The 23,284-nt window shown below is 64.4% G+C and carries 21 protein-coding genes; 13 read left to right on the top strand and 8 right to left on the bottom strand.

Annotation, left to right across the window (positions count from 1 at the left end):
• Window positions 1-191 precede the first annotated feature (191 nt).
• On the bottom strand, window positions 192-827 hold the full coding sequence (locus FFS72_RS25330) for a DUF732 domain-containing protein (protein WP_171018827.1): 636 nt from the start codon (window positions 825-827) through the stop codon (window positions 192-194).
• Window positions 828-1,233: 406 nt separating this feature from the next.
• Window positions 1,234-1,860: a DUF732 domain-containing protein gene (locus FFS72_RS25325; protein ID WP_171018826.1), complete on the bottom strand. Its 627-nt coding sequence runs from the start codon at window positions 1,858-1,860 to the stop codon at window positions 1,234-1,236.
• Window positions 1,861-2,245: 385 nt separating this feature from the next.
• Here FFS72_RS25325 and FFS72_RS25320 point away from each other — a divergent pair, with 385 nt between their 5' ends.
• Window positions 2,246-2,767: a hypothetical protein gene (locus FFS72_RS25320; protein WP_137876533.1), complete on the top strand. Its 522-nt coding sequence runs from the start codon at window positions 2,246-2,248 to the stop codon at window positions 2,765-2,767.
• Window positions 2,768-2,801: 34 nt separating this feature from the next.
• Here FFS72_RS25320 and FFS72_RS25315 read toward each other — a convergent pair whose 3' ends face one another.
• Together FFS72_RS25315 and FFS72_RS25310 are read right to left on the bottom strand one after the other, a co-directional pair.
• Window positions 2,802-3,437 carry an RES family NAD+ phosphorylase gene (locus FFS72_RS25315; RefSeq protein WP_137876532.1) on the bottom strand — a complete coding sequence of 212 codons (636 nt, stop codon included), beginning with the start codon at window positions 3,435-3,437 and terminating at the stop codon, window positions 2,802-2,804.
• Window positions 3,438-3,446: 9 nt separating this feature from the next.
• Window positions 3,447-4,070 (bottom strand): hypothetical protein, encoded by a 624-nt coding sequence (locus FFS72_RS25310; protein ID WP_249353530.1) that lies wholly within the window; start codon window positions 4,068-4,070, stop codon window positions 3,447-3,449.
• A gap of 220 nt (window positions 4,071-4,290) precedes the next feature.
• On the opposite strand from FFS72_RS25310, the gene FFS72_RS25305 reads away from it, so the two are divergent.
• The 3 genes from FFS72_RS25305 (at window position 4,291) to FFS72_RS26895 (ending at window position 5,833) form a co-directional block, all read left to right on the top strand.
• Window positions 4,291-4,545, top strand: a complete 255-nt coding sequence (locus tag FFS72_RS25305; RefSeq protein WP_137876530.1) for a hypothetical protein — start codon at window positions 4,291-4,293, stop codon at window positions 4,543-4,545.
• Window positions 4,546-5,124: 579 nt separating this feature from the next.
• The gene (locus tag FFS72_RS25300) at window positions 5,125-5,583 is read left to right on the top strand and encodes a hypothetical protein (RefSeq protein WP_137876529.1); all 459 of its coding nucleotides are present in this window, start codon (window positions 5,125-5,127) and stop codon (window positions 5,581-5,583) included.
• A 97-nt stretch (window positions 5,584-5,680) separates the two neighbouring features.
• The gene (locus FFS72_RS26895) at window positions 5,681-5,833 is read left to right on the top strand and encodes a DEAD/DEAH box helicase family protein (protein ID WP_249353529.1); all 153 of its coding nucleotides are present in this window, start codon (window positions 5,681-5,683) and stop codon (window positions 5,831-5,833) included.
• A gap of 439 nt (window positions 5,834-6,272) precedes the next feature.
• Here FFS72_RS26895 and FFS72_RS25290 read toward each other — a convergent pair whose 3' ends face one another.
• Window positions 6,273-7,190: a ParB/RepB/Spo0J family partition protein gene (locus tag FFS72_RS25290; protein WP_137876528.1), complete on the bottom strand. Its 918-nt coding sequence runs from the start codon at window positions 7,188-7,190 to the stop codon at window positions 6,273-6,275.
• Window positions 7,190-7,897, bottom strand: a complete 708-nt coding sequence (locus FFS72_RS25285; protein ID WP_137876527.1) for a nucleotide-binding protein — start codon at window positions 7,895-7,897, stop codon at window positions 7,190-7,192. The genes FFS72_RS25290 and FFS72_RS25285 overlap by 1 nt, the downstream gene beginning before the upstream one ends.
• A 6,302-nt stretch (window positions 7,898-14,199) precedes the next feature.
• Between FFS72_RS25285 and FFS72_RS25275 the strand changes: the two genes are divergently transcribed.
• From FFS72_RS25275 to FFS72_RS25265, 3 genes are all read left to right on the top strand, one after another.
• A complete protein-coding gene (locus FFS72_RS25275) occupies window positions 14,200-14,694 on the top strand; it encodes a hypothetical protein (RefSeq protein ID WP_137876525.1) in 495 nt (164 codons plus the stop codon).
• Window positions 14,695-14,991: 297 nt separating this feature from the next.
• Window positions 14,992-15,234 carry a hypothetical protein gene (locus FFS72_RS25270; protein ID WP_137876524.1) on the top strand — a complete coding sequence of 81 codons (243 nt, stop codon included), beginning with the start codon at window positions 14,992-14,994 and terminating at the stop codon, window positions 15,232-15,234.
• Between the two features lie 168 nt (window positions 15,235-15,402).
• Complete coding sequence (locus FFS72_RS25265) at window positions 15,403-15,831, top strand: SHOCT domain-containing protein (RefSeq protein WP_137876523.1); 429 nt, start codon at window positions 15,403-15,405, stop codon at window positions 15,829-15,831.
• A 27-nt stretch (window positions 15,832-15,858) separates the two neighbouring features.
• On the opposite strand, the gene FFS72_RS25260 is transcribed toward FFS72_RS25265, so the two are convergent.
• The gene (locus FFS72_RS25260) at window positions 15,859-16,407 is read right to left on the bottom strand and encodes a hypothetical protein (protein WP_137876522.1); all 549 of its coding nucleotides are present in this window, start codon (window positions 16,405-16,407) and stop codon (window positions 15,859-15,861) included.
• A 475-nt stretch (window positions 16,408-16,882) separates the two neighbouring features.
• Here FFS72_RS25260 and FFS72_RS25255 point away from each other — a divergent pair, with 475 nt between their 5' ends.
• From FFS72_RS25255 to FFS72_RS25235, 5 genes are all read left to right on the top strand, one after another.
• Complete coding sequence (locus FFS72_RS25255; protein WP_171018825.1) at window positions 16,883-17,206, top strand: hypothetical protein; 324 nt, start codon at window positions 16,883-16,885, stop codon at window positions 17,204-17,206.
• Between the two features lie 428 nt (window positions 17,207-17,634).
• Window positions 17,635-18,447, top strand: coding sequence for a hypothetical protein (locus tag FFS72_RS25250; RefSeq protein WP_137876520.1), 813 nt, complete (start codon window positions 17,635-17,637; stop codon window positions 18,445-18,447).
• 378 nt (window positions 18,448-18,825) lie between these two features.
• A complete protein-coding gene (locus FFS72_RS25245) occupies window positions 18,826-19,986 on the top strand; it encodes a site-specific integrase (RefSeq protein ID WP_137876519.1) in 1,161 nt (386 codons plus the stop codon).
• 163 nt (window positions 19,987-20,149) lie between these two features.
• On the top strand, window positions 20,150-20,656 hold the full coding sequence (locus FFS72_RS25240; RefSeq protein ID WP_137876518.1) for a hypothetical protein: 507 nt from the start codon (window positions 20,150-20,152) through the stop codon (window positions 20,654-20,656).
• Window positions 20,657-20,733: 77 nt separating this feature from the next.
• Window positions 20,734-21,294, top strand: a complete 561-nt coding sequence (locus FFS72_RS25235; protein ID WP_249353528.1) for an RES family NAD+ phosphorylase — start codon at window positions 20,734-20,736, stop codon at window positions 21,292-21,294.
• A 61-nt stretch (window positions 21,295-21,355) separates the two neighbouring features.
• Here the strand turns inward: FFS72_RS25235 and FFS72_RS25230 are convergent, their stop codons facing one another.
• Window positions 21,356-21,757, bottom strand: coding sequence for a hypothetical protein (locus tag FFS72_RS25230; RefSeq protein ID WP_137876517.1), 402 nt, complete (start codon window positions 21,755-21,757; stop codon window positions 21,356-21,358).
• A 166-nt stretch (window positions 21,758-21,923) separates the two neighbouring features.
• On the opposite strand from FFS72_RS25230, the gene FFS72_RS25225 reads away from it, so the two are divergent.
• Window positions 21,924-23,015, top strand: coding sequence for a site-specific integrase (locus tag FFS72_RS25225; protein ID WP_249353527.1), 1,092 nt, complete (start codon window positions 21,924-21,926; stop codon window positions 23,013-23,015).
• Window positions 23,016-23,284: the final 269 nt, after the last annotated feature.

Genomic DNA, 23,284 nt, shown 5'->3' with positions numbered 1-23,284 from the left:
GCCGGGGACTGGATGGTGCGCAGCGCGGTGCCGCCGGCCGCCCGGTGCGGGCCAGGGTGTCGTGCCCGCCCCGAATGGCGGAGGGGGACAAGAGTTCGCGGACCTGCGGGGCGGCCGCCGTGTCAGGGGCTACCTGCCCCTGACAGAGTGAACCTGGTGCACCCTGCCTGGATGAATGGGGGGACGCGTTCTCAGCAGAGCGCGCCGACGGCGGCACCGACATAGGCTGCCGCGTCGTTGGCGGCGAAGCCTCTTTCCACGAGGGTCGACTCGGCGTAGTCCATGCCGTCGGTCATGGTGAATCCCGCGTCGACGGCGTTTCTGACGACCTTGCAGATGCTTTCGCCGAGGGCGACGGCGTTGGACTTGGTGGAGTACTCGACGTCGTTGGCGTTGAGGGTGGCGATGAACGCGGCCTGCGAGGTGCCCGAGCTGGATTGGGAGTTCGAGCGGGCGGTCGGTTCCGGCACGGTGAAGACGGGTTCCGACGCGGAGTCGGGTTCCGGCTCGGAGTACACGGGTTCCGGTGTGTACGTCGACGTCGCGTCGGCCTGAGCGGGGGCGTCGTCGCCCGTGAGCTCGGGGACAAGAACGACCGCCGCGACCACCACGGACAACCCGGCCACCAATATCCACGCCGCGGCGGCCATCGGGTACTGGCCAACGCTCCGGTCACTTCGATACGCGATCAGGCATTCCTTGCAGAGCCGGCCGCCGGGTACCGCCGGGCGGGTGCAGTTCCGGCACTCGTCTCGGCGCAGCGGCACCAACCGTTCCGCCGTGGATTTGAACCGGAACCCGCGGTCGCCGCTGTCGTCTTCGCTCACCACGTCATCCCCTCGATCCGTCACTGCCTCTGTCTGAGGGGTATCCACCCGGTGGGTGTGAGTGTTACGGCCACACGCCGGGGACTGGACGACCCGTTGTCGCGGTTGGCGGCTCGCGTGCCTGCGCGGCACGACCGCGCCGCGGAGGCTGGCACCGGGATGCGGAATGGCGGCACCGGTTCGCGATGGGCCGTTGTCCCCTCGCCGAGTCGGCCTGGAACGCAAAGAACCCCCGGCGCCTGACCGCGTTACCGCGGGCGCCGGGGGTTCTCGCATCCCCTACCAAAAGGATCCCGCAAGGATAGGGCATCCCGCTGCGCGGGGAACAACCCTACGCAGAATCGTCGCCGCCTCAACGGGGACAGTGCTCGGCTCTGGGACGTCGGGGTGATCCGGGGCCGCGTTCTCAGCAGAGCGCGCCGACGGCGGCACCGACGTAGACCGCCGCATCCTCCCGCGCGTAGCCCTCCCCGACCATGATGTCCTCGGCCTGGTCCATGCCGGCGTCCCTGGAGCGGCCATCAAGGATTACGTCGCGCACGACGGCGCAGATGCTCCGGCCGAGCCGGACTGCGTTGGCCTTGTTGGTGTAGGGGACATCGTTGACGTTCAGGGTGGTGATGAATGCGGCCTCCGAGGCCGCCGTCTCGGACACGTAATCGTCGGCCGCCGACGAGTCGTCCCGCGCCGAGTACTCAGGTTCGGTGGTGAACACGGTCTCCGAGGTGGTCTCGGGTGCCGGCGCGGGGTCGAACTGCACGTCGGCCACTGGGGCCGCCGCAGTTGGCGTGGGCTCGTCGCCGCCGAAGAGTGCGAAGGGGATAGCGATCAGCGTCGCGGCCGCCGACAGGAGCAGCACCGCGGTCACCGTCGGATACTTGCCGATGCTTGGATCGTTCCGGGCGTTGATCTTGCACGCCTCGCACAGCGAGCCACCAGTTTCGGCTACCCGCGTGCAGTTCAAGCACTCGGACTTCCTGAACGGCAGCAACCGCTCCCACACGGTCTTGAATCTGAAACCCCGGTCGTCCACGCTGTGCTCCACTACGTCTCCCCCGCGTCCTCCGTCGTTTACCGCTGTCCGCGGGTTATCCGGCCACTGGAGGCGGGTGTTACGACATCACGGCGGGGACTGGACCAGTACGCGCACGTCGCGACTAGGCGCGTGACAGCCCCTGTGCCGGCACGTCGGGTTGTCGCCGACAGTCCGGGCGTCGTTCGAGCTGACGAGGCGTTGGCGTCATGGGTGCCTGCCACTGCCGGAGGGCGACGATCACCTGCTGGCGGCTCAGTCGCGACCGGCGCGTGGGTGACTCTCTCACTCTCCCCCGTAGGGCGGGGCTCTGTACTTCGACGTGGTGCACTGTCGGTCGAACAGGCTCTAGGCCGAACCTGGACCGGGTCGATACGCTCCGCGCATGTCGCGGAGAACGCATCTCACCATTGCATTGTGTGCCCTAGCACCTCTGATGGCGGTGGTCAGCTCTTGCTCGAGCGGCAGCAGTAATGCAAGCGAGGAGGCCGTCACTGCCCCCACCGCGACCAGCAGCCCTGCGGCTGCCACCAGCTCGACCAGAACCACCACCGCGGGGAGCACGGCGGCCGCCGCTGTCGATCCCTCCAAACTCGATGGCATCCTCGTCGCCGTACAGCCGACAGACAAGGATCCGCTCGAGATCGGCACCATCGACCCGACGACCGGCGACTATACGAAGGTCGGCACTTTCCCCAATGGCGCGATCGGCCCGAATTGGAAGCTCTCACCCGATCTGACCCGGGCTTGGCCAGTTCTTCTTTCTCCTGCTCGCTGCCGCGACCTTCGCGTCGGCGGTCGCCGTCTGGCGTCGACAGAAGATGGCTCCGACACGTGCGGAGTTCGTGTCCGTCTCCGCCCTCGTGCTGTCCGTCTCGATGCTGACCTGATCGGTGCACTGAACTGACTGTGGCCCGCCCTCGGAGGGCGGGCCACAGTCGTCAGGTGATGGTGTAGCCGAGCTGATGTGCAGCAGTCGCGATCGGACCGTCGAGGGCGGGATGCGCAAGCGGCAGCGACAGCGCGGGGCGGGCGGGGAACGCGTCGGTGGCGCGTTCGACCAGCGCGACGCTCACGCTGCCAGCGAACCGGCCCCGGTAGATGACGCCGTCGAGGTCGCTGTGGGCACGGAAGATGGTGCGCGCCCAGTGCTGGCTGCGGCGGTGCGGGGCGCAGTCGAGGGCGTGGTTGCCGCCGACTCGGGTCGACCACGCCGCGCCGCCGATCCCGGACACGTCGAGCAGCCGCAGCGGCCGCAGGAACCGCAGCCCGGTCAGGTACGGGTCGCCGTACTCGCGGTCGATGACCCGCGCCGACTGGAACGCTTCGGCCAGGCCACCTCGGGGACTGGATGCGCCGTACCACATGCCGTAGCCGGGGTGATCGCCCACCTCGCGCGGGTGGTGGTCGAATCGCAGGATCGGCCCGTAGGTCCGCATCCCGTTCCACGGCAGGACGTGACCGCCGGTGGTGCGGTGCACGCGCCACACCAGCTCGGTGGGCTGCCAGGTGATCAGTTCGTCAGGATGAACTCCCGCGTCGCGGAGGACGGAGGCCGTTGGGGGTGGGGGCAGCATCGACCCCATCTACGCCGATTCCCAGTCTGCGGCGGTGATCACGGCGGCGGCCTGCTCGATGTCCGAGGCGGTGCCCGCGCTGCCCGTCAGCCACGCCACGATCGACACCGGGCGGCCCTCCACGGTCAGGGACGGCTGCGGCTGAGTCAGCAGCGCCTGCACCGTGAGCGGGTGCAGTTCCTTGCTCAGCAGCGGCAGCACCTGATCGAGGAACGGGACCGCGCCGGCAGCGGTGAACTGTGCGGGCGGCAGCAGGCGGCGGCGGCCCGAGGTGAACGCCCACAGGGTGCCGTCGGTCAGGCGTTGGCGGACACGGGCTGTGGTGACCCCGAGGCGTTCGGCGGCGTCGGCGACCGACAGTGAGCGGTGGACCAGGTCCTGCATGCGGATGTCGCGGTCCACCCGCGCTGCGGTCGCGGCGGCGGGGTCGGTGACGAATCCGGCGTCGGTGAGCAGTGCGGCGTCGTGCTCGGACAGGGCCAGTCCGGCCGGGTCCTTCACGGAGAGGCCGTGCACGATCCGCGCGAAGAACTCACGGTCGACGTCGGCGCCGGTCACTTCCCGCACCGCGGCCTCGAAGTCCAGGTCACCGTGCCGGTAGCGGTCCTCGACGCTTCGCCTCGTGTCCCCCATCCCCATCGCCTCCTTACAGTCATTTGCTCGCGTAAATCCACGATAGTGGCGGGTGGGGGCGAATCGCCACCTGATCTTGGGCCTCCCCCGCCAACTCCCCCGCTCATCGGCTCCACGTCCCCACACCCGGGACCAAAGCGCCCTGTTGGAGTGCCGCACCCCGGAAATCCGACCGACACAGTGGCACCCATCAGCAACCCCCGACGAGGAGACGCACACGATGAGCACCGACATGCAGGCCGCCGCTCCGAACACCGACGAGACCACCCTGGTGGCCGGCGACCAGATCGCCATCCAGGTGATCGCCGAGTACATCGCGGAGTGCGCCCAGATCACCGTCGAGCAGGCCACCGACCAGGCGATCGAGCTGGTCGGACGCCTGGTCGGTGACCTGGGCGTACTTACAAGACCAGGCGCACCTCATTGCAGCGCACACCCGCGCCGACGTCCAGGCATGGTTCGACAGGTCCTCTAACGCCGCTCTACCTACGCTCACCCGTGGGTAGCCTCCACCCGTCACCTTCCCGCCGATGTTCGACCACGAGCCCGCAGCAGCTATATGTGAGCGAACCCACGGCGTGTTCCGGGCTGCGGCGAATTCAACTCAACTAACCTCTGGCTCGGGCGAGAACACCCCCCAGTTCTCGCCTGCTCGAGCACTGCACGATGCCGAGCAGCCAAGGCCTGGAGATCCTCCTCCCCGAGACCTCCAGGCCTTGGCCCGTCCCGCTTCTCTGGCGCTGCCGGAGCCTCGAGCGGGAGCGCGGTGACGCGTAGTGGACCGCCGGGCATTCAAGACACGGCAGGTGATAGTCGTTCAGTTGACACCCTGCCCCTCAGGAAAATTGACCGAAAGGCCACACCCGCTCTCAGCCAACAGCTATTGCGCAGTGATCACTATCCGCAGCAGAGGAGCGGACTATGCCAATCCCTCAGGAGTCTTGCTCAGCGATGAAGCACGCCAGCGTCGACCTGGACGCTATGGCGGTGGGCGCACTCACATCCGTTCGCCGCCTGCGGTAGCGACGGCGCTTCCTCAGCACAAAACCAGCCCGTGGCGATACTCGACTCGGCACCGCTACCACGATCGCACAACCCATCGACGTCAAATCTGTACGGGCCTGGGCCCGTACAGCCCGCAGCAACCTCGTCGTCAGCGCCGGATGGTTCGACTGCCACCGGACAATACCAACCACATACCGGCGAACAACCGGTCACGCCAAAAAACAACGATGCCTTCGACGACACCTCCGACCAATACTCTGACACTAGCCAGAAGCTGATCAGCCGCAGCAACTTTCGGCTCGACCTGGCACAGCGGATCCGCCCGCCGATAGTCGACGACGAGGCTGATCAGGTGATTGCCGACATCAACGAGCAGGACCGAACGGTTACCGCGACCATCAAGCAGCCCGACGGATCATCCATCGTCCAACATTTCGATATCGCGACTCCATACGAAGTAGAGGCGCAGTGCAATTCGGACGGGACCTTCAACGTGGAGAAGCGGTGATCCCGGTTCGAGGTCAAATGACCGAACGCCAACGGCAAGCCGATCGACGCTGTGTTCACCGACTTCGAGGCCAGCAACGACCGCGGGAATCCGAATTGTGGCCTGCGGCACCGGCAAGACACTCACCGCACTGGAGATCGCCGAATGTGCTGCCACCGAGAACGGCGGCAGCGCGAAAATCCTGTTCACGGCGCCGTCGATCTCCGTGCTCGAGCAGACGTTACAGGAGCGGACCGCGCAGACCAGGTAGCTCGGCCGGCGTTTGCCGTGCGCTCGAACACCAAGAGTCTCCCGCTCCGCAGAGGACGTCACCGACGTCGATGTCGCGATCCCCGTCACCACCGACCCGGCGACCGTCGCTGCTGAGATGGGCCACCACAAGCAGGTCATCGTCGGCACGGCCAGGCCCAAAACCGCGGGAGATGCGTGACGGGCACGGCAACCGAGGCGGGAGTGCCTACGCGCGAACTGCCACCAGAACGAGAATCACTCCACACTCCCTACGCAATCCGGCCAGCGTGTGGGCCGACTCCGACGACCGCGTCGAGCTCACCGGGTGTGTTCATCTATCCACCAACACTTCTCGAGTCGCCGCATCGCCAGAGTGAGCGGTGTCGTGTGCCCGCAGCCACACCACGGGGATCCGGGGATGTGACTGCGGGCACGCCGCACAACTACGAGCAGCGCCGTTAGTGGAGGCCGAGGGCGTCGATCAGGGACCGTTGTTCGGCATCGGTGAAGTGCTTACGCACTGCCTCGGCGAGCACGGCCGGGTCGACGCTGAGTTTGCGCAACGCCTGAACGACCTTTTCGGCCGGTTCGACCTCGCCTGCCGGCTCCTTGGGCTCTTTCGGCTCTGGTGCCGGCGTGGTGGGATCCGGTTCCGGTGGGGTGTTGTTAGTGTCACCGTCCTGGGAGGCCTGCCAGGCCGCGACCTGCTCTTCGAGCGGCACCCTCGCCAGCGAACGCGCGGCGCGGACCGCGAGGTCCCCCGCGCGCAGCGCAGCCTGCAGCTCGGGAGCGAGTTTGAGCAGGGCCCGGCGCTGGGACACCCAGCCGTTCGATCGGCCCAGCTTGGTGGCCGCGGCGGCGGCGCTGCCGAACTCGGCGACCATCAGCTCGACGGCTTTGGCTTCTTCGAGGACGTCGAAGTCGCGGCGGTCGATGTTCTCACTGGTCGCGGCCCAGAGGATCTCTCCCCTGCTGACGGCGATGCTATCGCGGACGACGACGTCGAGACCGATGCGGCCGTACTTGGCGGCCGCGGCGAGACGGCGGTTGCCGTTGACGACAATGTATTTCGCGTCGGCGAGGTCATCTTCGTCGTCCGGCCACAGGGCGAGCCACGCGGCGCGACTAACCGCGGTGCCCGGCTGGAGTTGTCGGTCGGCGATTGTGGACAGGTCCTCGAGGTCACCAACCTCGTCGCGCGGGTTGCGGGGGTTGGCGACCAGATCGGTGAGGGGAACGTCCGCGAGGAACTTTCCGTCGACGCTCTCGGTGTTGGCGGGTGTCGGCGTGACGGTCTTCTTGCGATCGACTGGCGAGTTGTCTCCGACGGAGCTGACCAGTGATGCGAAGTTCGCCCGTCCGCCCTTGGGGGCCATCAGCGACCACCATCCGCGAGCTCGAGGCTTAGCTTGTAGAAGTCCTCTCGCGCCTGGAGTGAGACGCGATTGGTTTCGTATTCGGTTACGACGCGGCCTTCGGCTGCGGCGCGGGTGTGCACCTTGTAGTGTCGAATGACGGTACGGGCGAGAGGCCATCCGTTGGCCTGCACGAACTCTCGAGTCTGGTCGAGATCAGTTTTGCCGTCGCGAGGGTCCCAGTTGTTGACGACGACGATGAACCGCTTGTTGAGGGGCTCGAGGACCTGCTTGATGGTGCGGGCTGTCGGATCGAAGCACAGCGGCTCAGGTTCAATGGGGACGATCACGAGGTCTGCGACATCCAAGACAGCACGGAGTGCGTCGCCGGAACTGCCAGCACCCAGGGCGTCCGTACCGTCGTCGTTGCCGGACAAGTCGATCCATCCGGGGGTATCGACGTAGACATGCTTGATGCCTGGAAGATTGCCGAGGTTGCGGAGGACGTCGAGGTTGTCGTGCACCTGGTCGATGAGGAACGGTAGTTCTTGTACCCGGGAGGCCCACCACACGGCTGAGCCTTGGGGGTCTACTGAGATAGCTGCGACGGGTGATTGGACGTCGTCATCGTCTCTGGTGAGTACGTCCGCTTTCACGGCCGCGAGATTCATTGTCAGGGTGGACTTTCCAACTCCACCCTTCTGGTTGAGCATGACATGCACAGCCATCGATTAACCTCCGTATACTTCGCCCCTGTCGGGGCTACTTCGGACTCCCACCGCCACGATGCGATCGGGTGGTGATTAGCGCGTACATCATCGTAATCGGTTTGAGGCCGAGTTTTCTACAGCGCTTGATGGCCACGATAGGCACCTGCGTCTGTGCTGCTTAGAGAGCTGTCTGATGTGGTTGCTGCGGTTGCTGTAGTTCGCCGACTGTTGGCAATGGTGTCCTGCCGACAGATCCGATCTGTCGTATCGAGTACCAACGGTTTCGTTATGGAAATCCGTTCTGCTGCAACCCGATACGCCGGTTTCACGACAAGCTCGGAATGCTTGATCAGGCGGGAAGTGCCTGCTGCGTACGTGATTGCGGAGGATTGTCGGGCATTGTCGCCACCCCCCTACGCCTCTCCGAGCTGCGGAACATAGATCTCAATTTTTTGGTCACAGTTCGGCGTGTCGGGTCGAGATCGGCCCAAGGGCTGCGATATATCAACCATTGGTTGAGACTTTCCGCATCAGGCGATTGGCTTTGTCGATGAGATGATCAATCACCTGAGGTTATTTCGTCACTGTGACAATAAATGCCACTACTTTGGTCGGTATCACAGCCTAGGTCTACCAGGGTGAGTTTCTTCCTTATAGCCGCACGGACGGCCGAGCTCGCTTCTGCTCACCCCCATCACACCAATACCCCAGCCTGACGCCGCCATACTTCTTCAACTCAACCCAGATCAGCCAAGAAGGGCGGCGCGACGACCCTCCATCCACCCGATTCCACTGGCGCGACTACTGTCGCGCTGCTGGAATCTGACTCCCTAGATGACCACCATGAAACTAGACTGACCACATCAGATACTCGTGCTCGAACCTCAGGTTCAGCACACGACCGTCTTCAAGGTCGCGGTGTGGTTTACCGCGGTAAACCAACGCATTCCCGAACTTCTTCAATGTCATGACTCATTGGCCGCCCGACGCATCCAAACATGAGGACTTGGCTCGGAGGCTGCACCGCTACGCCATTGACGGGTTTGTCACCCGTATCCAACGAGGTACGGGAGAGCCGGCGATCCAGATTCGTGTCCTAGCCTTGCACTTGCCGAAAGGGATGTTTACCGCGGTAAACCTAGTCGCAACCCGCGTGAATCCAGAACCGTGAGACATCGGATGTCCAGCATTGATAGCAGCCGATCGAGTGACCGCGCTCCCCCACTCCCCAAACTCGCATTGCGGATACAGCGACCGGATTACCCGATTCCTCCGAAGTTGCGCGATATAGCACGGTTCCATGTCTACCGCCTCTGTAGGCAGCTTTGCTGCGTAGCGATCACCGCCCTTCCGGCGCCGATACCCACCCCGCTCTGAACTCCCGCTCTTGGACGGTTTACCGCGGTAAACCGTCCAAGAGCGGGAGTTCAGACGAAAGGAAATGAATCCGGCGGATTCCTGCGACCATCCGCACAGAATCATGACGCGTGGTTTACCGCGGTAAACCATCCACACAGGCGGCCACTGCTCACGCTCACCTCGAAGGCCCGCTCATGCTCTGCTTCCACTCGCGTCCTCACCCGCCTCCAAGCGTCTCCTACTAGCCGGATCGACTCGCTGCTGTGAGGCATCACCTGGCCTCGCCGCCCTTGACCGCCCAACATCTTCGGTCGACAACGAGGAACGGCCTTTCCGTGCAGGGCTACGGAACCAAACCCCACTACGCACGGGATTGAGCACACCGATCTAGCCGCGGTACACCATTGCTCTTCACCCACATCACCCCGTATGAACCTGAAGCTGCGAGCTGCATCGTCGCGGTAAGGCCAAGTCGACAGAACGTCGCGGCTGATCCAGGCCCTTGGGTACCCTCCAAGTCGTCGACCACCAAGGGCAACGCCGGGAGATTTGAGAACGCGGACTTCATCACAGCGATCAGGCATCGACACTGCATCAAAACTCAGCGCACAGACGCTGTCAGCGGATGTCCCACGGCCTCCCTAGTCCTCGATACTCCGCGCGAACTGACCGTCGACGTTTCCGAACCCGAATAGCTGCAACACATTGTTTACCGCGGTAAAGCCGAGTCCAGTCAGAATGCCAATACTGGGTGCCCACCGTCATTCGCGAACTGGTTCCGCAACTGACCTCGGCGAATGACGAAGAGTTCTACCTCTTCCTCCAGTCAGTCAAACTAACGGAGAATACACGAACAATCGCCGGTACAGTTGTCCTCCTGGATGCCGAAACACTGCGAGGCGGACAGAATCGTCCGGTGTGTTTACCGCGGTAAACACACCGAGCTACCTAGCAGATTTGACGTAGAGTTCTATGAGTGTGTAGCCGCCGAGCGGGATTGATCGCGTAGGTTCTTGCGACAATTTACCGCGGTAAACCAGGGATGGAAGACGAATCTGACGAACATCGATTCGGCTCCGAGTCGAGGCGTTCGCCCGCCGGCACGCCGACATGCACTGATTCACGGCGATGGACCAGGATCCGGTTAATGGAACGAACCGCGGTAGTCATCCGTGGGTTCGCGACACTAGAGCACGTTCACGCATATGCCCGGAGTCGCCGCTTCCGCTGGAAGCAGAGGTCGTACATCTGTCTATTGATAGAGCATCAACCGAAACGGGGCTTCGGTGTTTACCGCGGTAAACACCGAACCGACCTCAGCATCAGGTACGCCACGATAAGACTTCAATTGAACAGGCTGAACGAGTGGGGACGATGTTCGCGGGGAAACGCGGGCGCAGGCGAGCGCAATACTCTAGGCACTACCGACGGATGGATGATCGTGGTGACTGCCACTTAAGGACCGACAGAGACCACGGGACGCCAGGTAGGGGACCAGTCGATTGCAGCCTTCCTGACCCTTTACCGCGGTAAATACGGAGAGCTACGGAGTCGCAGCCAGATCCGCGTTCTGAGCACTCGGACACCGAAGCGACTCCTATAGCGTGAAGCTCGACCCAAAGGCCTGACTGGTTCATTACCCGCGGTAACCCAGGCGCACATGTGAAGGCCTCGTTAGACGACTCAGCACTGGATGCTCCACTAGTTGCGCATGTCGCGCCACGCACTGCTTCTCCAAGTAGGCCGAAGTGGTTCGTGTTCTCAGCAACGGGGGAGGGGAGCGGAGACGGGCTTACGCATCCTGGATGCAATTTGGTCCGCATCTCCCGTGCGGGGTTTACCGTGGTAAACGGATGCGAGTGCGAGTCACCCCACCTCTTAGTGAGTTCTCCGGTCAACCTGACAAGGGTGGGGGGCTCGCCGGTCGTGACCCGTCAGGAATATCGATGGTGTGTAGTTGGTTTACCGCGGTAAACCACCACAGAGGGCTTCCCGTGTACCTGGCTAAGTACCGCGTGAATCTTGGCCATCGCGGATTCTCGTACCGTCTGCGATGCAGCGCTGGCGGTTCGATCCCTGAGGTTCCATTCGACTTCACGGCGTTGTGCATCACGAGCGCTCTTCGCTGCGACAGCGAGCTCAGTGGGGGAGGGGAGTGACCAATCGATTCTCGCTAGACGCCAACGGAGAAAAGCTACGGGGTTCTTCAGTGATCGTGAATCTGGCCACAACCAACCTCTGGCCCGTGTGTCATCGCTGAGCCTTCGGGCGATATCACGTCCCGACCACCGACTCGGATCGACGGAATACGCCCTGAGTGCATCACAGACGGCTCCAATGTGGCCAGGGGGGTTCAAAGCTGGGGCATGCCGAACTAGCTCGGCAGCAGCAATCTGAAGTGCGATTGAGCGAGGCCTGCGTGTAGCTGGGGCTGGATTCTGCCTCGTGTGCGCTCGCGCGCGCGTTATGTAGTTCTTCCTAACGGAAGAACTAGAACTAAGAGAAGTACCAAGAGATTGGGGGCCACGGACCGCAGGTTGTGGACAAAGTGAGGCTCTCGGAGCCTCGGAGGGGTAGCCGATCTTCGTGACTAGGTCATACTCAACGACTGCGAGTTTGGGTGAGACGAGGGCCCATACGCTTGTTGCCTTGGTTTGACGGCGACCATGGTGTGCTTCGGCTGCCCATTGCTCGACGGTACGCAAGAGTCGCCCCCGAACCATCTCCTTCGCCAACCCGAGGTTGGACAGAACGCGGCGGGCACGTTTGAGGACGGTGACGGAGACGCCGGCCTTGTCGGCGAGATTTTCTCTCGAGGCAGTGACGCGGCGGCCGGTGCGACGATCTGCTACTCCCGCCATCGTTACCGCGACGGCATAAACCCGTTCAGGATCGACCTGGTGTTCTTTGCAGCGCTCTACGCCACTTTCCGAATTGAGAGTTTGACGGACCTGGTTCTGCCATTTCATTCGACCCGACCAAATAGGGGTTCTTGATTGATCATTTGGATCAACGGGAAGTGACCACGTTCTCCCTTTTTGGTCGCTGGCCGAATTAATTCTTTCGATCCGAACGACATTCTCCGCTGCTGCTTTTATGGCGACATCGAAATTCTCGTCCTGTGATTGCTGACCACTATCGGTGTTCGCAAGCGTGCGTGATGTGGACGGCGCGACATAAGAGTGGTCCAGATATGTTGTTGCTTCGTCAGGGTATGAGGTACCCTGAGACGTACCGTTCACGGTAGTCCCTTCAGGGAAAGCGGGCCTACCAGCAGGAAAGCCCAAGTTGATGCAACACCTGTGGTCGAAGCTGCAACTTCAACCACGCCCAAAGAGAGCCGTTTTCAGAACAGAGAACTGAACAAGCTCAGCAGAGCTGCAACTCGATCTGGTTATGTGAATCGAGTGGCGAGGCCCCCGAAAGGGGGCTTTGTCTTGGGTGGTGCTGCTATGAAATTCTAGTTTGTTACTGGTCGGTAACTTCTTGCCTCCTATTCAGGTTGGATACAGCCGCTCATATCTCACCACACGTAATCCGAGAATTAAGAATCGACGCGCCAAGAAGTTCAACTAGGTGCCGCTGTCGGGAGCAGCGCCGAGAATTCAACCGTAAACGCGGGAATCGAATCTGGGGCGGAGCTGTTATGCCATGGGCATGGGCATGGGCATGGGCGCAGCGGGACGGACGCGCTCGCGGCATACCAGAACAGGGCGGACGTCGGTGAGCGCCATCCGATGAAAGAGTGGGGTGTGCTGCCGTGAGGATCGCTGCCTTTTGCTCGACAACCAGAGTGCGATTGGCGATCTCGTTGAGTGGCCGAGGCCGAGTGCGACTTTGAGTTCGCGGTAGTCGTGCTCGATACGCCAGAGGAGCTTCCCGAGTCGGACGAGTTCATTGATCGGGGTGTGGGTGGGCAGGCGCCGACAGCCGGTAGGCGGTGGGTTCGGTTGCACAGGAGAATCATTCGGCCAGCATCCACGCCTGCTCGACCGATCCGTCGGAGAGCATCGCGTAGTCGGCGATACGCCCGCACCACCTGCGGGTTCCGTTGGCCGTCGAGCTGGGGGAGTCTCTTCATGTGGCGGGTCCTGTTCCGATGCGGGGTGACTGGCCCTTGCCTGCGAGGGCAGGGGAGTGGGGCTCCGATTCCGGGTCACCCTACGGACGCCGTTTCGTGGGATGAGCAGCTCGAGGCCGGGCCGCTCCTCGGCCGAATCCGCACGGATCGTGTCGGACAGCTTTCTCCCGCGGGAGAATTCGCCGGCGCCGCGGTATCGTTCATCCAGGTCACCGCCATGTTCTGTGTGGCGGCGCGATCGGCGTGAGTGCACCGCCGACGTCCCCTCATTCCCTCATTCCAAGCCCTGTGGATGGGCTATCCACGTGTCTGGGGTAGTCACCTACGGATCTCGCGGTGTTACCGCTGCTAATTGTCATTAGCGCAGCTATCGCCGGAAACCCACCGGTCAGCACAGTTTTCTTTCGGTCGATTTGCAGCGAAGATCAGCGAAACGCGACGCTTAATTGACCAGACAGGGATGCGAACAGCCAGGGCACGTCGGCGGTTCCCGAACGCGGTAGGACATGCTGCAGTGCGGTCGCAGTTGCTTCCCTTCTGGTGGGTGGGTTCGCCGCGACCCTCGCATTGGCCTCCGCGATGCCCGGCACCATCGCCATTGGAGGGTCGAAGAGACGGCTGTCGCCCCAACCCTGATTCCAGTTTGCGCCCCTAGCCTCACGCCCATGCGGGTATTGGAGAGCCGAGTCCACCTGTCCTGTTTGACGATGGTCAAAATGCACACATAAACGCGCAGGAAGCCGCTCAGGCAGACGGCGTCGGGACGCTTGACTTGGATCGCGCTATTCGCCAGCTAAGTGGAGGCTGATTGTCAAGTACTCTCCACTCTCACAAACGTTTCGGAGAGCACTCAGCTCAACCACATCGGAGAGACCACCATATGAGCCGTAGGACCACCCTCGCCGCTGCCGCTGTCCTGGCAGCAGCCCTGTCCCTCGCCGCTTGCGGCAACGACGATGCCGCCAAGGTTGAAACCAACAGCAACTCGTCCTCAACCCAGGGGCAGCAGGCAGAGACCCCGACTCCGGCGAAGCCGGTCTCCAAGTCCGAATCTGTCGTGCAGAGATTCACCACGGCTCTCGATGACCTCGGCATCGAGCACGCCGAGCCCGAGCGTGTAGAGGTTGGGCTGTCGGGGGCTCAGATGCGGTTCGATATGCCAGTGAACGGCTACGACGCCGGAATCAACATCTTCCCGAACCAGGAGACGCTCGCGAAGTGGCAGGAGGCCAGTGATTCCTTCGGCGGGATTCACGTCGCTCTGTCCGATGAATATGCCGTGCTGACGTTGAACAGTTCCGAGGGAATCGCTGACTCAGCGAGGATCGCCCCGATGATCGCCGAGTCAGTCGGCGGCACCGCGTACGGGGTTTAGGTGCGCAACCGGCGACTCCCCGCGCTATCCGGGGAGTCACCGGTGAGTGCAGTCAACTCTTGAAACTGACGGTGCTGTCTGACGATCGCCACGCCGCACTATCCAGGTATCTAGTCCTTTGCCGTGGCCCCGGTCAGCTCAACGACACCACTCGGAGCATCGTCACCGTGGTCAGCAGCGGGTATGGCCCGACCCCGGCGCTCGCCGGCGCATCGATCCACGCTGGCATCGATGCCACACGATCGACACCCGACTTGAACACTGGGAGCAGCACATCGACCAACCGAAAGGCACGCCGTGCCTGTGAGAGCGCAGATCATCGACACGAAGACCAACCGCGTCATCGCCGAGCAGGGCTTCGCCTGCCGGGACGAGGCGGAATCCTGGACGAAGGCGGAGGCCTGGGCCCGCAGCGACAAGTCCGAGGTCACGCGGCGGAACATCGACGAGTGCTGGGACATGACCGAGCAGCTCTCGATCACGTTGGATGTCAGCCTGTCCGGTCCGGCCGCAGTCGGAATCCGAGTCTTCGCGGACTAACCGACGGGGTTCGCGGGAACCTGTCGAGACGGCAGGTTCCCGCGGTCCCGCGTCAGTCGATGAGCGGACAGTTGCGGGGTGTCGCTTCCGATCCAGGAAATCCCTCGCTGATCGCTACTATCTTCGTCCGGCACACCTGTGCGCTAACGAGACCTCAGAGGAGTGCACATGCCAACCAAATACGCGTTGGGCTTCGGGCATGGACGGATCGTGGAGTTCGAGGACGGGACCGCCGCGTACTACAAGACCGGGGAACTGACCCAGGCGTTCCGCATCAAGATCGCCGACGTCAGAGGCTTTTCGGTCACCAAGGGCGGCAAGATGCTGACCCGATCGATCTCGGTTCTCGGCAACGGCACGACCCTGGCCACGGTCGATGTCAATCACGGAACATCTGAGCTGATCGAGAATTGGTTCAAGGGGCATCCGCTGTTCAACACGACAGCGACTCCGACGACGCCGGCCGCACCAGCGCCGCACCAGGTGTCCCCGCATCTTGTGGCCGATGAGCTCCGGAAGCTGGCCGACATGCGAAATGAGGGCATTCTGACCCAGGCCGAGTTCGATGCCCAGAAGGCGAAACTCCTCAGCCGCTGACGCGCCGGCGGGACGTCCGAGACAACGTCACGGCAGGAGCTGCCAGACGAGATTGCCTGCGTACCGGCCGTTCACAGTCGGGTTGCAGTACAGCGTCCGGCCCTGCGAATCGGTCGCGGTGGCGTCACTGTCGTAGCAGGTATCGCCAGGTGAGACCGCTGAGGTGTTGGATTCGGTCTGGATCTGCTGCAGCTCGGGGTTCGGTGCGACACCTGCGGTCAGTGACCAGATGTAGGCGTCGGTACCCGCGAGGCGCGAGCAGTAGGCGGTCGAGCCGTCCCACGTGGTCGCGGTGGCGCCCCGCGAGGAGCAGTAGTCGCCGAGAGCGACTGGCTGGACAGGGGGTTCGACCACTTCCGGCTCCGGTTCAGCGGCCGGCGGCTCCGGCATCACGGGCGCCTCGCTGGTCTCGAGGGGCGGCAGGAGCGTGGCCGTTTCGCTGGGAGGTGCCGTCGTCGTCATTGTGGTGGTGCTCGACGTCGTCGTGGTCGGCGGGGGAGTGTCGGTGCCCTCGTCCGATGAGCAGCCCGCCATGGCGAGACCGATGAGCGCCAGTCCTACGACAATTCGCTTCATTCCTGCTGTCTAGCAGATCAGGTGGGGTTTCAGTGGGATCTCGAGGCGTGGTGGACGTGGGCCGCGCTGCTCTACCGGAGCTCTGTTGACGAACGGAAACAGTCCAGGTCGGAGGTGGACACTTCGGGGTGCACCCCACTCGGTCGACTCATGCGCTGCCGCCACGCTCGTCGACGCGGATGCCCGCAGCGAGGCCTACGACGTTCCGCTCCTACCGGCACACAGACCTGGTTGTTGTGTCCAGTCCAGGGGCAGCCTGCCCCTTCCGCTGACCCGCGGGCGGAGATCTCCGGCGAAGTGAGCTGCCGCGCCGACGGTTCCAGCGGTCGTCATGAGCGCAGCTATTGCCGGAAACCCCACGGCGCTGACCTGGATATCGAGCGGGCCGGCGTACGGGTCCACCAGTTGTCCGCCACGAGCACCCATAGTCGTGGGGGCTCGCCAGATTCGTGTCAGAGCGTCTAATCTCACTCCCTTGGCGAAATGCGCCGGGGAAAGGGTGTGGGTGTTGACCACACACGTGTACTCAGTCCGCGTCTACCGCGACGGCGAATGGTTCATGGTCGAAGTACCCGAACTCGAGGGGTACCGAACACCAGACGGCACTATCAACGTCTCCACCGTCACCCAGGCCCGACACTCAGGCGAAATCGAACAGATGGCCCGCGAACTCATCGGCGCCATCACCGACGCCGACATCGACGACGTCGAGATCACCATCATCGAGAAGGCGATCAGGCCTTTCCCTCGAGAGGGCCGTCACGACCGCGAGGCTGGCCTCGAGCCCCCCACCGACTAGGTCGGGGGCGCTCCGCCCGGCGTGCGGACAGGCGGCGCTCGACCGCCTGTGAATCGTCACCGTCGGCGTCAATTCCCAGCGCTCTGGCTTGCGCTTGCGTGACGATGGCAGAGCGCGATCATCGTCGTCAGCGTTGGCGATTGCTCGCGGCTGTTGGCAGGTTGGCGGCTGTGGTTGGCGATCTACGCCCTCACAGGCGTACGACACATCTCGGATGACCGTCACGTTTTATGGCCCCGGTCCAGTCCATTCGGGATCGACATCCGCGCCCGCTTCGGCGCCTCGATTCGTATCCAGGGACCGGACGCTTCTTGGATGGCGTCCGGGGATACCAGCCGGATAGTGCACACTGCCCCGTGCACCTGGATTCCCCGTTCTCGGGTACGGGTTCACCCACAACACCCGCAATCGAAGCGATGGGAAGCGACATGACCGACGAGGGAACACGGTACGAGGTCACTGAGATCAGGGTGATCCGGGGCACTGAGTCGAGAACGATCACCAACAAGCAGCAGGAAGGCTGGGAGCTGGTCACCCAGGAGAAGGGCGGCCTGCGAACCACCATGACCTTCCGTCGACCAAAGCCGAAGCCCCCCTGGCGATTGTGGGCCGCACTCGGTGGCGTCGGTGTCCTCCTGGTCGGCATCATGACCGTCGGGGCGATATTGGAAGACGACAGCGACGCGTCGACGACCGACGCCGCGGCGGCCTCGAACACCGAGCCGTCCTTCCCACAGCCTGCTCTGGAACAGGAAGCGGATCCTTCCTCGTCGGCTGACCCGATGATCTGCGATACGACGGGACTGTTCAAAGATCCATGCAAGTTCGGTCAGACCGCGATCTACAGCAAGACGGTGCGATCGGGAGAGGTGAAGCTGGAGATCACCGTGGGCGAACCGGTCGAGTTCATGCTGAGTGAGAACGCGATCATCGCGTATGACCTGCCTCCGGGGCCCGTGAGTGTCTATTTCCCGGTCACTGTCAAGAACATATCGTCTGAGTTGGCCGTGATCAGCTCGGTTCATACCCAGGCGACAAACGCAGAACAGGGTGAATACGCCGGTATCCGTGAAGTGAGCGACGGGGACATCGACTCGTTCGCGGTCAGTGCAGTTCAAGGACTGCCGGTGGGCGAGTCGTTGAGCGTCAAGGAAGGCTGGACCATGGCAACGCTTGAGGGGGTCGAGTACCGCGTGTCGATCGGTGGTCTGGCCGGATACGACGTCACGTTCACGCGGTGACATCCGAGGTGACGGGCTGCTCGCTCGCCGGGATCGATGGACTGATGCCGACCACGCATCATCATGGTCCGCCTCCGCGGGGGTGATCCCGCCCGACAACCTGTTGGGCGCAGCCGCTTCCAGCTGTTCCGCTTAGCGCAGCTATCGCCGCTAGAGTGCACGTCAACGCCATTTGCATACCGATGAGGAGGACCACATGGACGTGTCGACCACTCCGTGCCCAGCGTGTGGTGAGCGGCAGCTCCGCATCGAGTGGCGCATGGCGGCGAAGCCGTTCGGTGCGCAGTCGCTCGCTGGGGTGCAGGTCAAGACCGTGGCGACTGAGATTCCATGGATCGTGTGCGGTAGCTGCGGCGTCGAGGCCCAAGGACGTCGCGAATGACCAGCGAGGTCGACTTGTCCACGCTGCGATCGGATCTCGCGGTCCCCGCTGGCGGTGCCCTCGATACGGCGACACAGCGGCGGATCCTCGAGGTCGTCGCCCAGTCACAGTCGGCGAGCACCATCCGTAACTACCGCGGTGACTGGAATCGCTTCGCGAGCTGGTGTGCAGCACGTCAGTTCACGGCGATGCCGGCCGCGCAGGACACGATCGCCGCCTACTTGATCGACGCCGCCGACACCCGCACCGATGGGAAGGTGGGGGACCGGGTCTACTCGCCGGCCACGCTGTCCCGGTGGGTGTCCTCGATCAACTTCTGGCACCGCACTCAGGACCTCCCGGCGCCGGGGTCCGGACAGTTGGTGATGAGCACCCTGGCGGGCCTGCGTCGGGAGTACGCCAGCGAGGATCAGCGCCCCACGAAGCGGCGGGAGCCGTTGCGCACTGCTGACATCAAGCACCTGGTCGCCACTGCCCGCCGCGACGCCACCACCTGGGTGGATGAGGTCCGCGAGCGGCGCGACTCCGCGCTGCTGCTGCTTGGCTACGTCGGGGCGTTCCGTCGGTCCGAGTTGGTGGCGTTGACGTTCGCGGACGTGCGGCGCAGCCGATCGGACGGCCTGCACGTCCGGGTCCGCAGGTCGAAGACCGACCAGACCGGGAAGGGGCAGGTGAAGGCGGCGCCGTACGCCGACGCGCACGAAAGCTGCCCGGTGTGTGCGGTGCACCGCTGGCAGGAGGTGGTGTGCGCGTTCGACCGGGGTGGCCGGCCTGCGGTGATCCGTGTGGCGAGTCTGGCGGAGCCGTTCACCCGGCACGTGTGCCGAGATACCGTCCAGTCCCCGAATGATGCGCTGGCGCCGTTGTTCCGGGGGATCCGCAAGAACGGGAACTTCTCCGACGCGGCGTTGTCCGGTGCGGCGGTGCACGCGGTGATCCGCAGCCGCGCTGCGGCCGCCGGTATGAGCGCCGATGATGTCGCGATGCTCGGCGGGCATTCGTTGCGGGCGGGGTTCGTCACGGAGGCCATCTCGAACGGCGCCGATCCGCACTCGATCATCCGGCAGACAGGGCACGCGTCGCAGGCCACCATCGAGATCTATGCGCGCGAGCGGACGCCGATGGAGAACAACGCGGTCCGGCATCTGGGTATGTGATCGCGGGCGCTGAACCGCGTCGCGTCGCGGCTCGGTCTGCCGGTGGACAGCTCACCGGTGGTGGCCCGGCGGAAGTATCCGCAGCTCAGGTGGGATGCGATCCGTTCACCTCCCGATCGGTTGACCACTTGACTTGACCTGCTTGACCGAGGACGATTGGGGTATGAGCACCCCACTCAAGAAGGTCGTCGACGACCAGCTCGCCGCCAGCGGAATGGCCGCGGAACAGCTCGACGCCGCCGACGCCACCTACGTCGCCGCCGGCGTGAAGAGCGTCCTGTCGAACCTCAAGGCCCGCCGCGCGTGGGAGAACCACATCGGCGCGATCCTGACCCACAAGCAGGCCGTCGACGCCACCGGCTGGTCGAAGCAGGCCCTCAGCCAAGCGGTGAGGGACAACCGGATCCTGCGCCTGGCCGCGGCCGACGGCACCATCGGCTACTGGTCGGGCGGCCTGACCGACACCGCACCGCACGTCCCGATCCTCGGGATCAAGGACGTGTTGAAGGCGTGGGCGCACGCCGACGTCGTGTCCTGGACCATCGCGTCGTGGATGTCGACCCGGCAGCCCGAACTCGGCGACCGCACACCGCGGCAGGCGCTCCTCGACGGTGACACCGCCGACGTCGTCCGACTGGCACGGCAGGCCTCCGAGCGGCTCGCCTCGTGAGCGGTGGTCGAGCGACACAGCACCTCGGCCCGCCCCCGTCCCCGGATGAACTCCGGGGACGGTTCCCTGTCGCCACCGTGCCCGCTGGCACGGCCATGTACCGCACGCACGGAACCAAGTTCGAGCCGTGGTGGTTCGGCACCAGCGGCGGCGGCCGGTTCGACCTGCCTGGCCCCGACGGGACCTGCTACACCGCCGAGTCCGAACTGATCACCCTCCTCGAAACGTGGTGTGGGATCCAGCTGATCCCGTCCCCGGAGATCGCGGTCCGCTCCATCTCGACGGTGGCGGTCGAACGGGACCTGCTCGTCGCCGACGCCACCTCGAACGCGGCGATCCGGTTCGGGATGACGTCGGAGATCGCAACGACCGCGGACTACGACCTCACCCAGCAGTGGGCGCAGGCGCTGCGCGAGGCGGAGTTCGACGGCATCCGGTACTGGGCCCGCCACGAAATGGCTCATGTGGAGGCCTGTTTCGCGGTGTTCGCACCCAGGGGGGACCGGACGCGCACGATGACCGCGCACACCGACTACACGGTGCTCTCCAAGGACGCGCTGGCTGACCGTCCGGATCTGTGGGAGTCGCTGCGCGAGACCGCAGGGATCGAGGTCCTCGACATCCCCGGCAGCATCTGAACGAGAAGCGCCCCGAGACATCACGTCTCGGGGCGCACCTCGTGATGGTGGGAAGCGGTGGTTAGGCAGCACCCGTCGCCGCGGCCGGTGGGACCGCCGACGGCAACGTCGCCAGCACAACCCGGTTGTCGGCGAGAGTCCGCAGCACCTGGTGGTCTGTCATCACCCGGGTGATCGCCTGCGCGAGTTCGACGGTGATCGCGGCGAGGCTCGGGACGGCCACCGCCATCGGATGGAGGTTCGATCCCGCGCAAGGGCGTCGGATCACGGTGGGCTGAGTGACCCGGTCGGTGACCACGACGACCTTCCTCATGTGGTCTTCGGTGCTGTCGTACGGGCACAGCAGGTACTGCGCGCGCTTCGCGAACGGCAACTTCTTCATGTCCGCGACGACGGTGTGGTTGAACCGGGACGACGTCATGTGGGGCATGTCGGCGACGGTGGGGATGGGGACGGCGGCCATGGGTCTCCTTGAGGTGACAGTTGGTGACGGCTGGTATTGGTGCCCACGATGTCGGTGCCGGCGAGCCGCCGCGGCACGCCGCATCCGCAGCACCAGGCACGGTGTGGGGGAGCGCGCGGCGTCTGCCACGTGCAGGAACGTCGGTGGCCCGCCCTAGCCTGACCAGGTGAGCATCGACGAGGACCGGCACCCCCAGAGCGGACAGGCACCCGGGCCGTACCGCTACGACTGGTCACTGTTCGTCGACTGGTGCCTGGCGTACGAGCAGCCGTCACTGCCTGCGCATCCCGTGACGGTCGCCCGGTTTCTGGATGCGCACCCTGCAGCGCCGTCCACGCACCGGCGGCGCCTGACTGCGATCAACGCCGCGCACCTCGCCGCCGGCCATCGGCTGCCCGGCCGACTGCAGGCCATCCGCGAGTACCTCCGGCCCGCCGGCACCGGCGTCCGGATCGACCCGGCCGCCGTCGCGCACCGGGTCGCGGAGCTCCCGACGTCGGGGTGGACGGCAGGCATGTTCGGGCGCCGCGACGCGCTGCTGCTGGTCCTCGCGGGGACCGCCGGCCTGCCGTTCGCCGCGATCGAGCGACTGCAGCGGTCCGACGCACAGCTCACCGGGACTGAGCTGCACATCGAGGTGGGCGGTCACGTCGCCGTGCTCGACGCGACGCCAGAGGATCCGATGACGTGCCCGGTCGCGGTGTACCTGCGGTGGGCGCGCCTGCTGGCGTACTACGACTCGCGGCCGAGCACGGGTGCGCTGGCTCGGGCCCTGCGGTCGGCGACGCCGCTGACCGAGGACAGCATCGAGCGGTACCGGGCGCTGCCAGCACTGCGTCCGGGCCGGGATGGGGCGCTGCTGCCGGGGATCGACCAGTGGGGGCACCTGGCGCCACCGAAGGGGCCTCGGGGTGCGCGGCGGGGCCTGAGCGCCAACGCGATCGCGACGATCGTCGATGCGCACCTGACTGGCACTGCACCAGACCGCAGAAGCGTCCCGGAATCGCCCCTGAGCGCCCCACAGAGCAACGAAACCGCCCCCGCGGACCCAGTGACCCCAGAACCCCACCTGGTGGATGCTGAGGCGGCGGACAGTGCGCTCGCCGTCGTTGACCCTGCGGCCGGGATTGCCCTCCGCCGCAACGCCACCACCGAACTCAACGACCTCGGCCCGATGTTCGCCGACATCGACGCCCGCGCCGCCGAACTCCTCGCGCGCACCGAGGCGCTGCTGGAGTCCTTGAACCTGCCGGACTAGGTGAGATGAGACCCTCGTCGGCAGCGGAACTCGCAGTCCCTCCCAGGGCAGCCGTCACCGAAGTATCTGCGGTGGTCAGAACCCCGAATCGGCGGGCGTTGCCGACTCAGGGGTTCTTCCTGTAATCCGGCTATGCAGGTTCGGGCGTTGAGATCCGCTAGAGCGTGTCTCCTAATCGGCGAGACGCTTGAGCCAGGCGCAGACCGCTGATAAGAGCACCCCGGCCCGATAGGTGAGAGCGAGTTTGTCGTAACGAGTGGCCAACCCTC

This window comes from Rhodococcus sp. Q, from assembly GCF_005503035.1.
GTDB lineage: Bacteria > Actinomycetota > Actinomycetes > Mycobacteriales > Mycobacteriaceae > Rhodococcus_G.
The sequence above is the reverse complement of the archived record's forward strand: the minus strand, read 5'-3'. Positions and strand labels throughout refer to the sequence as shown.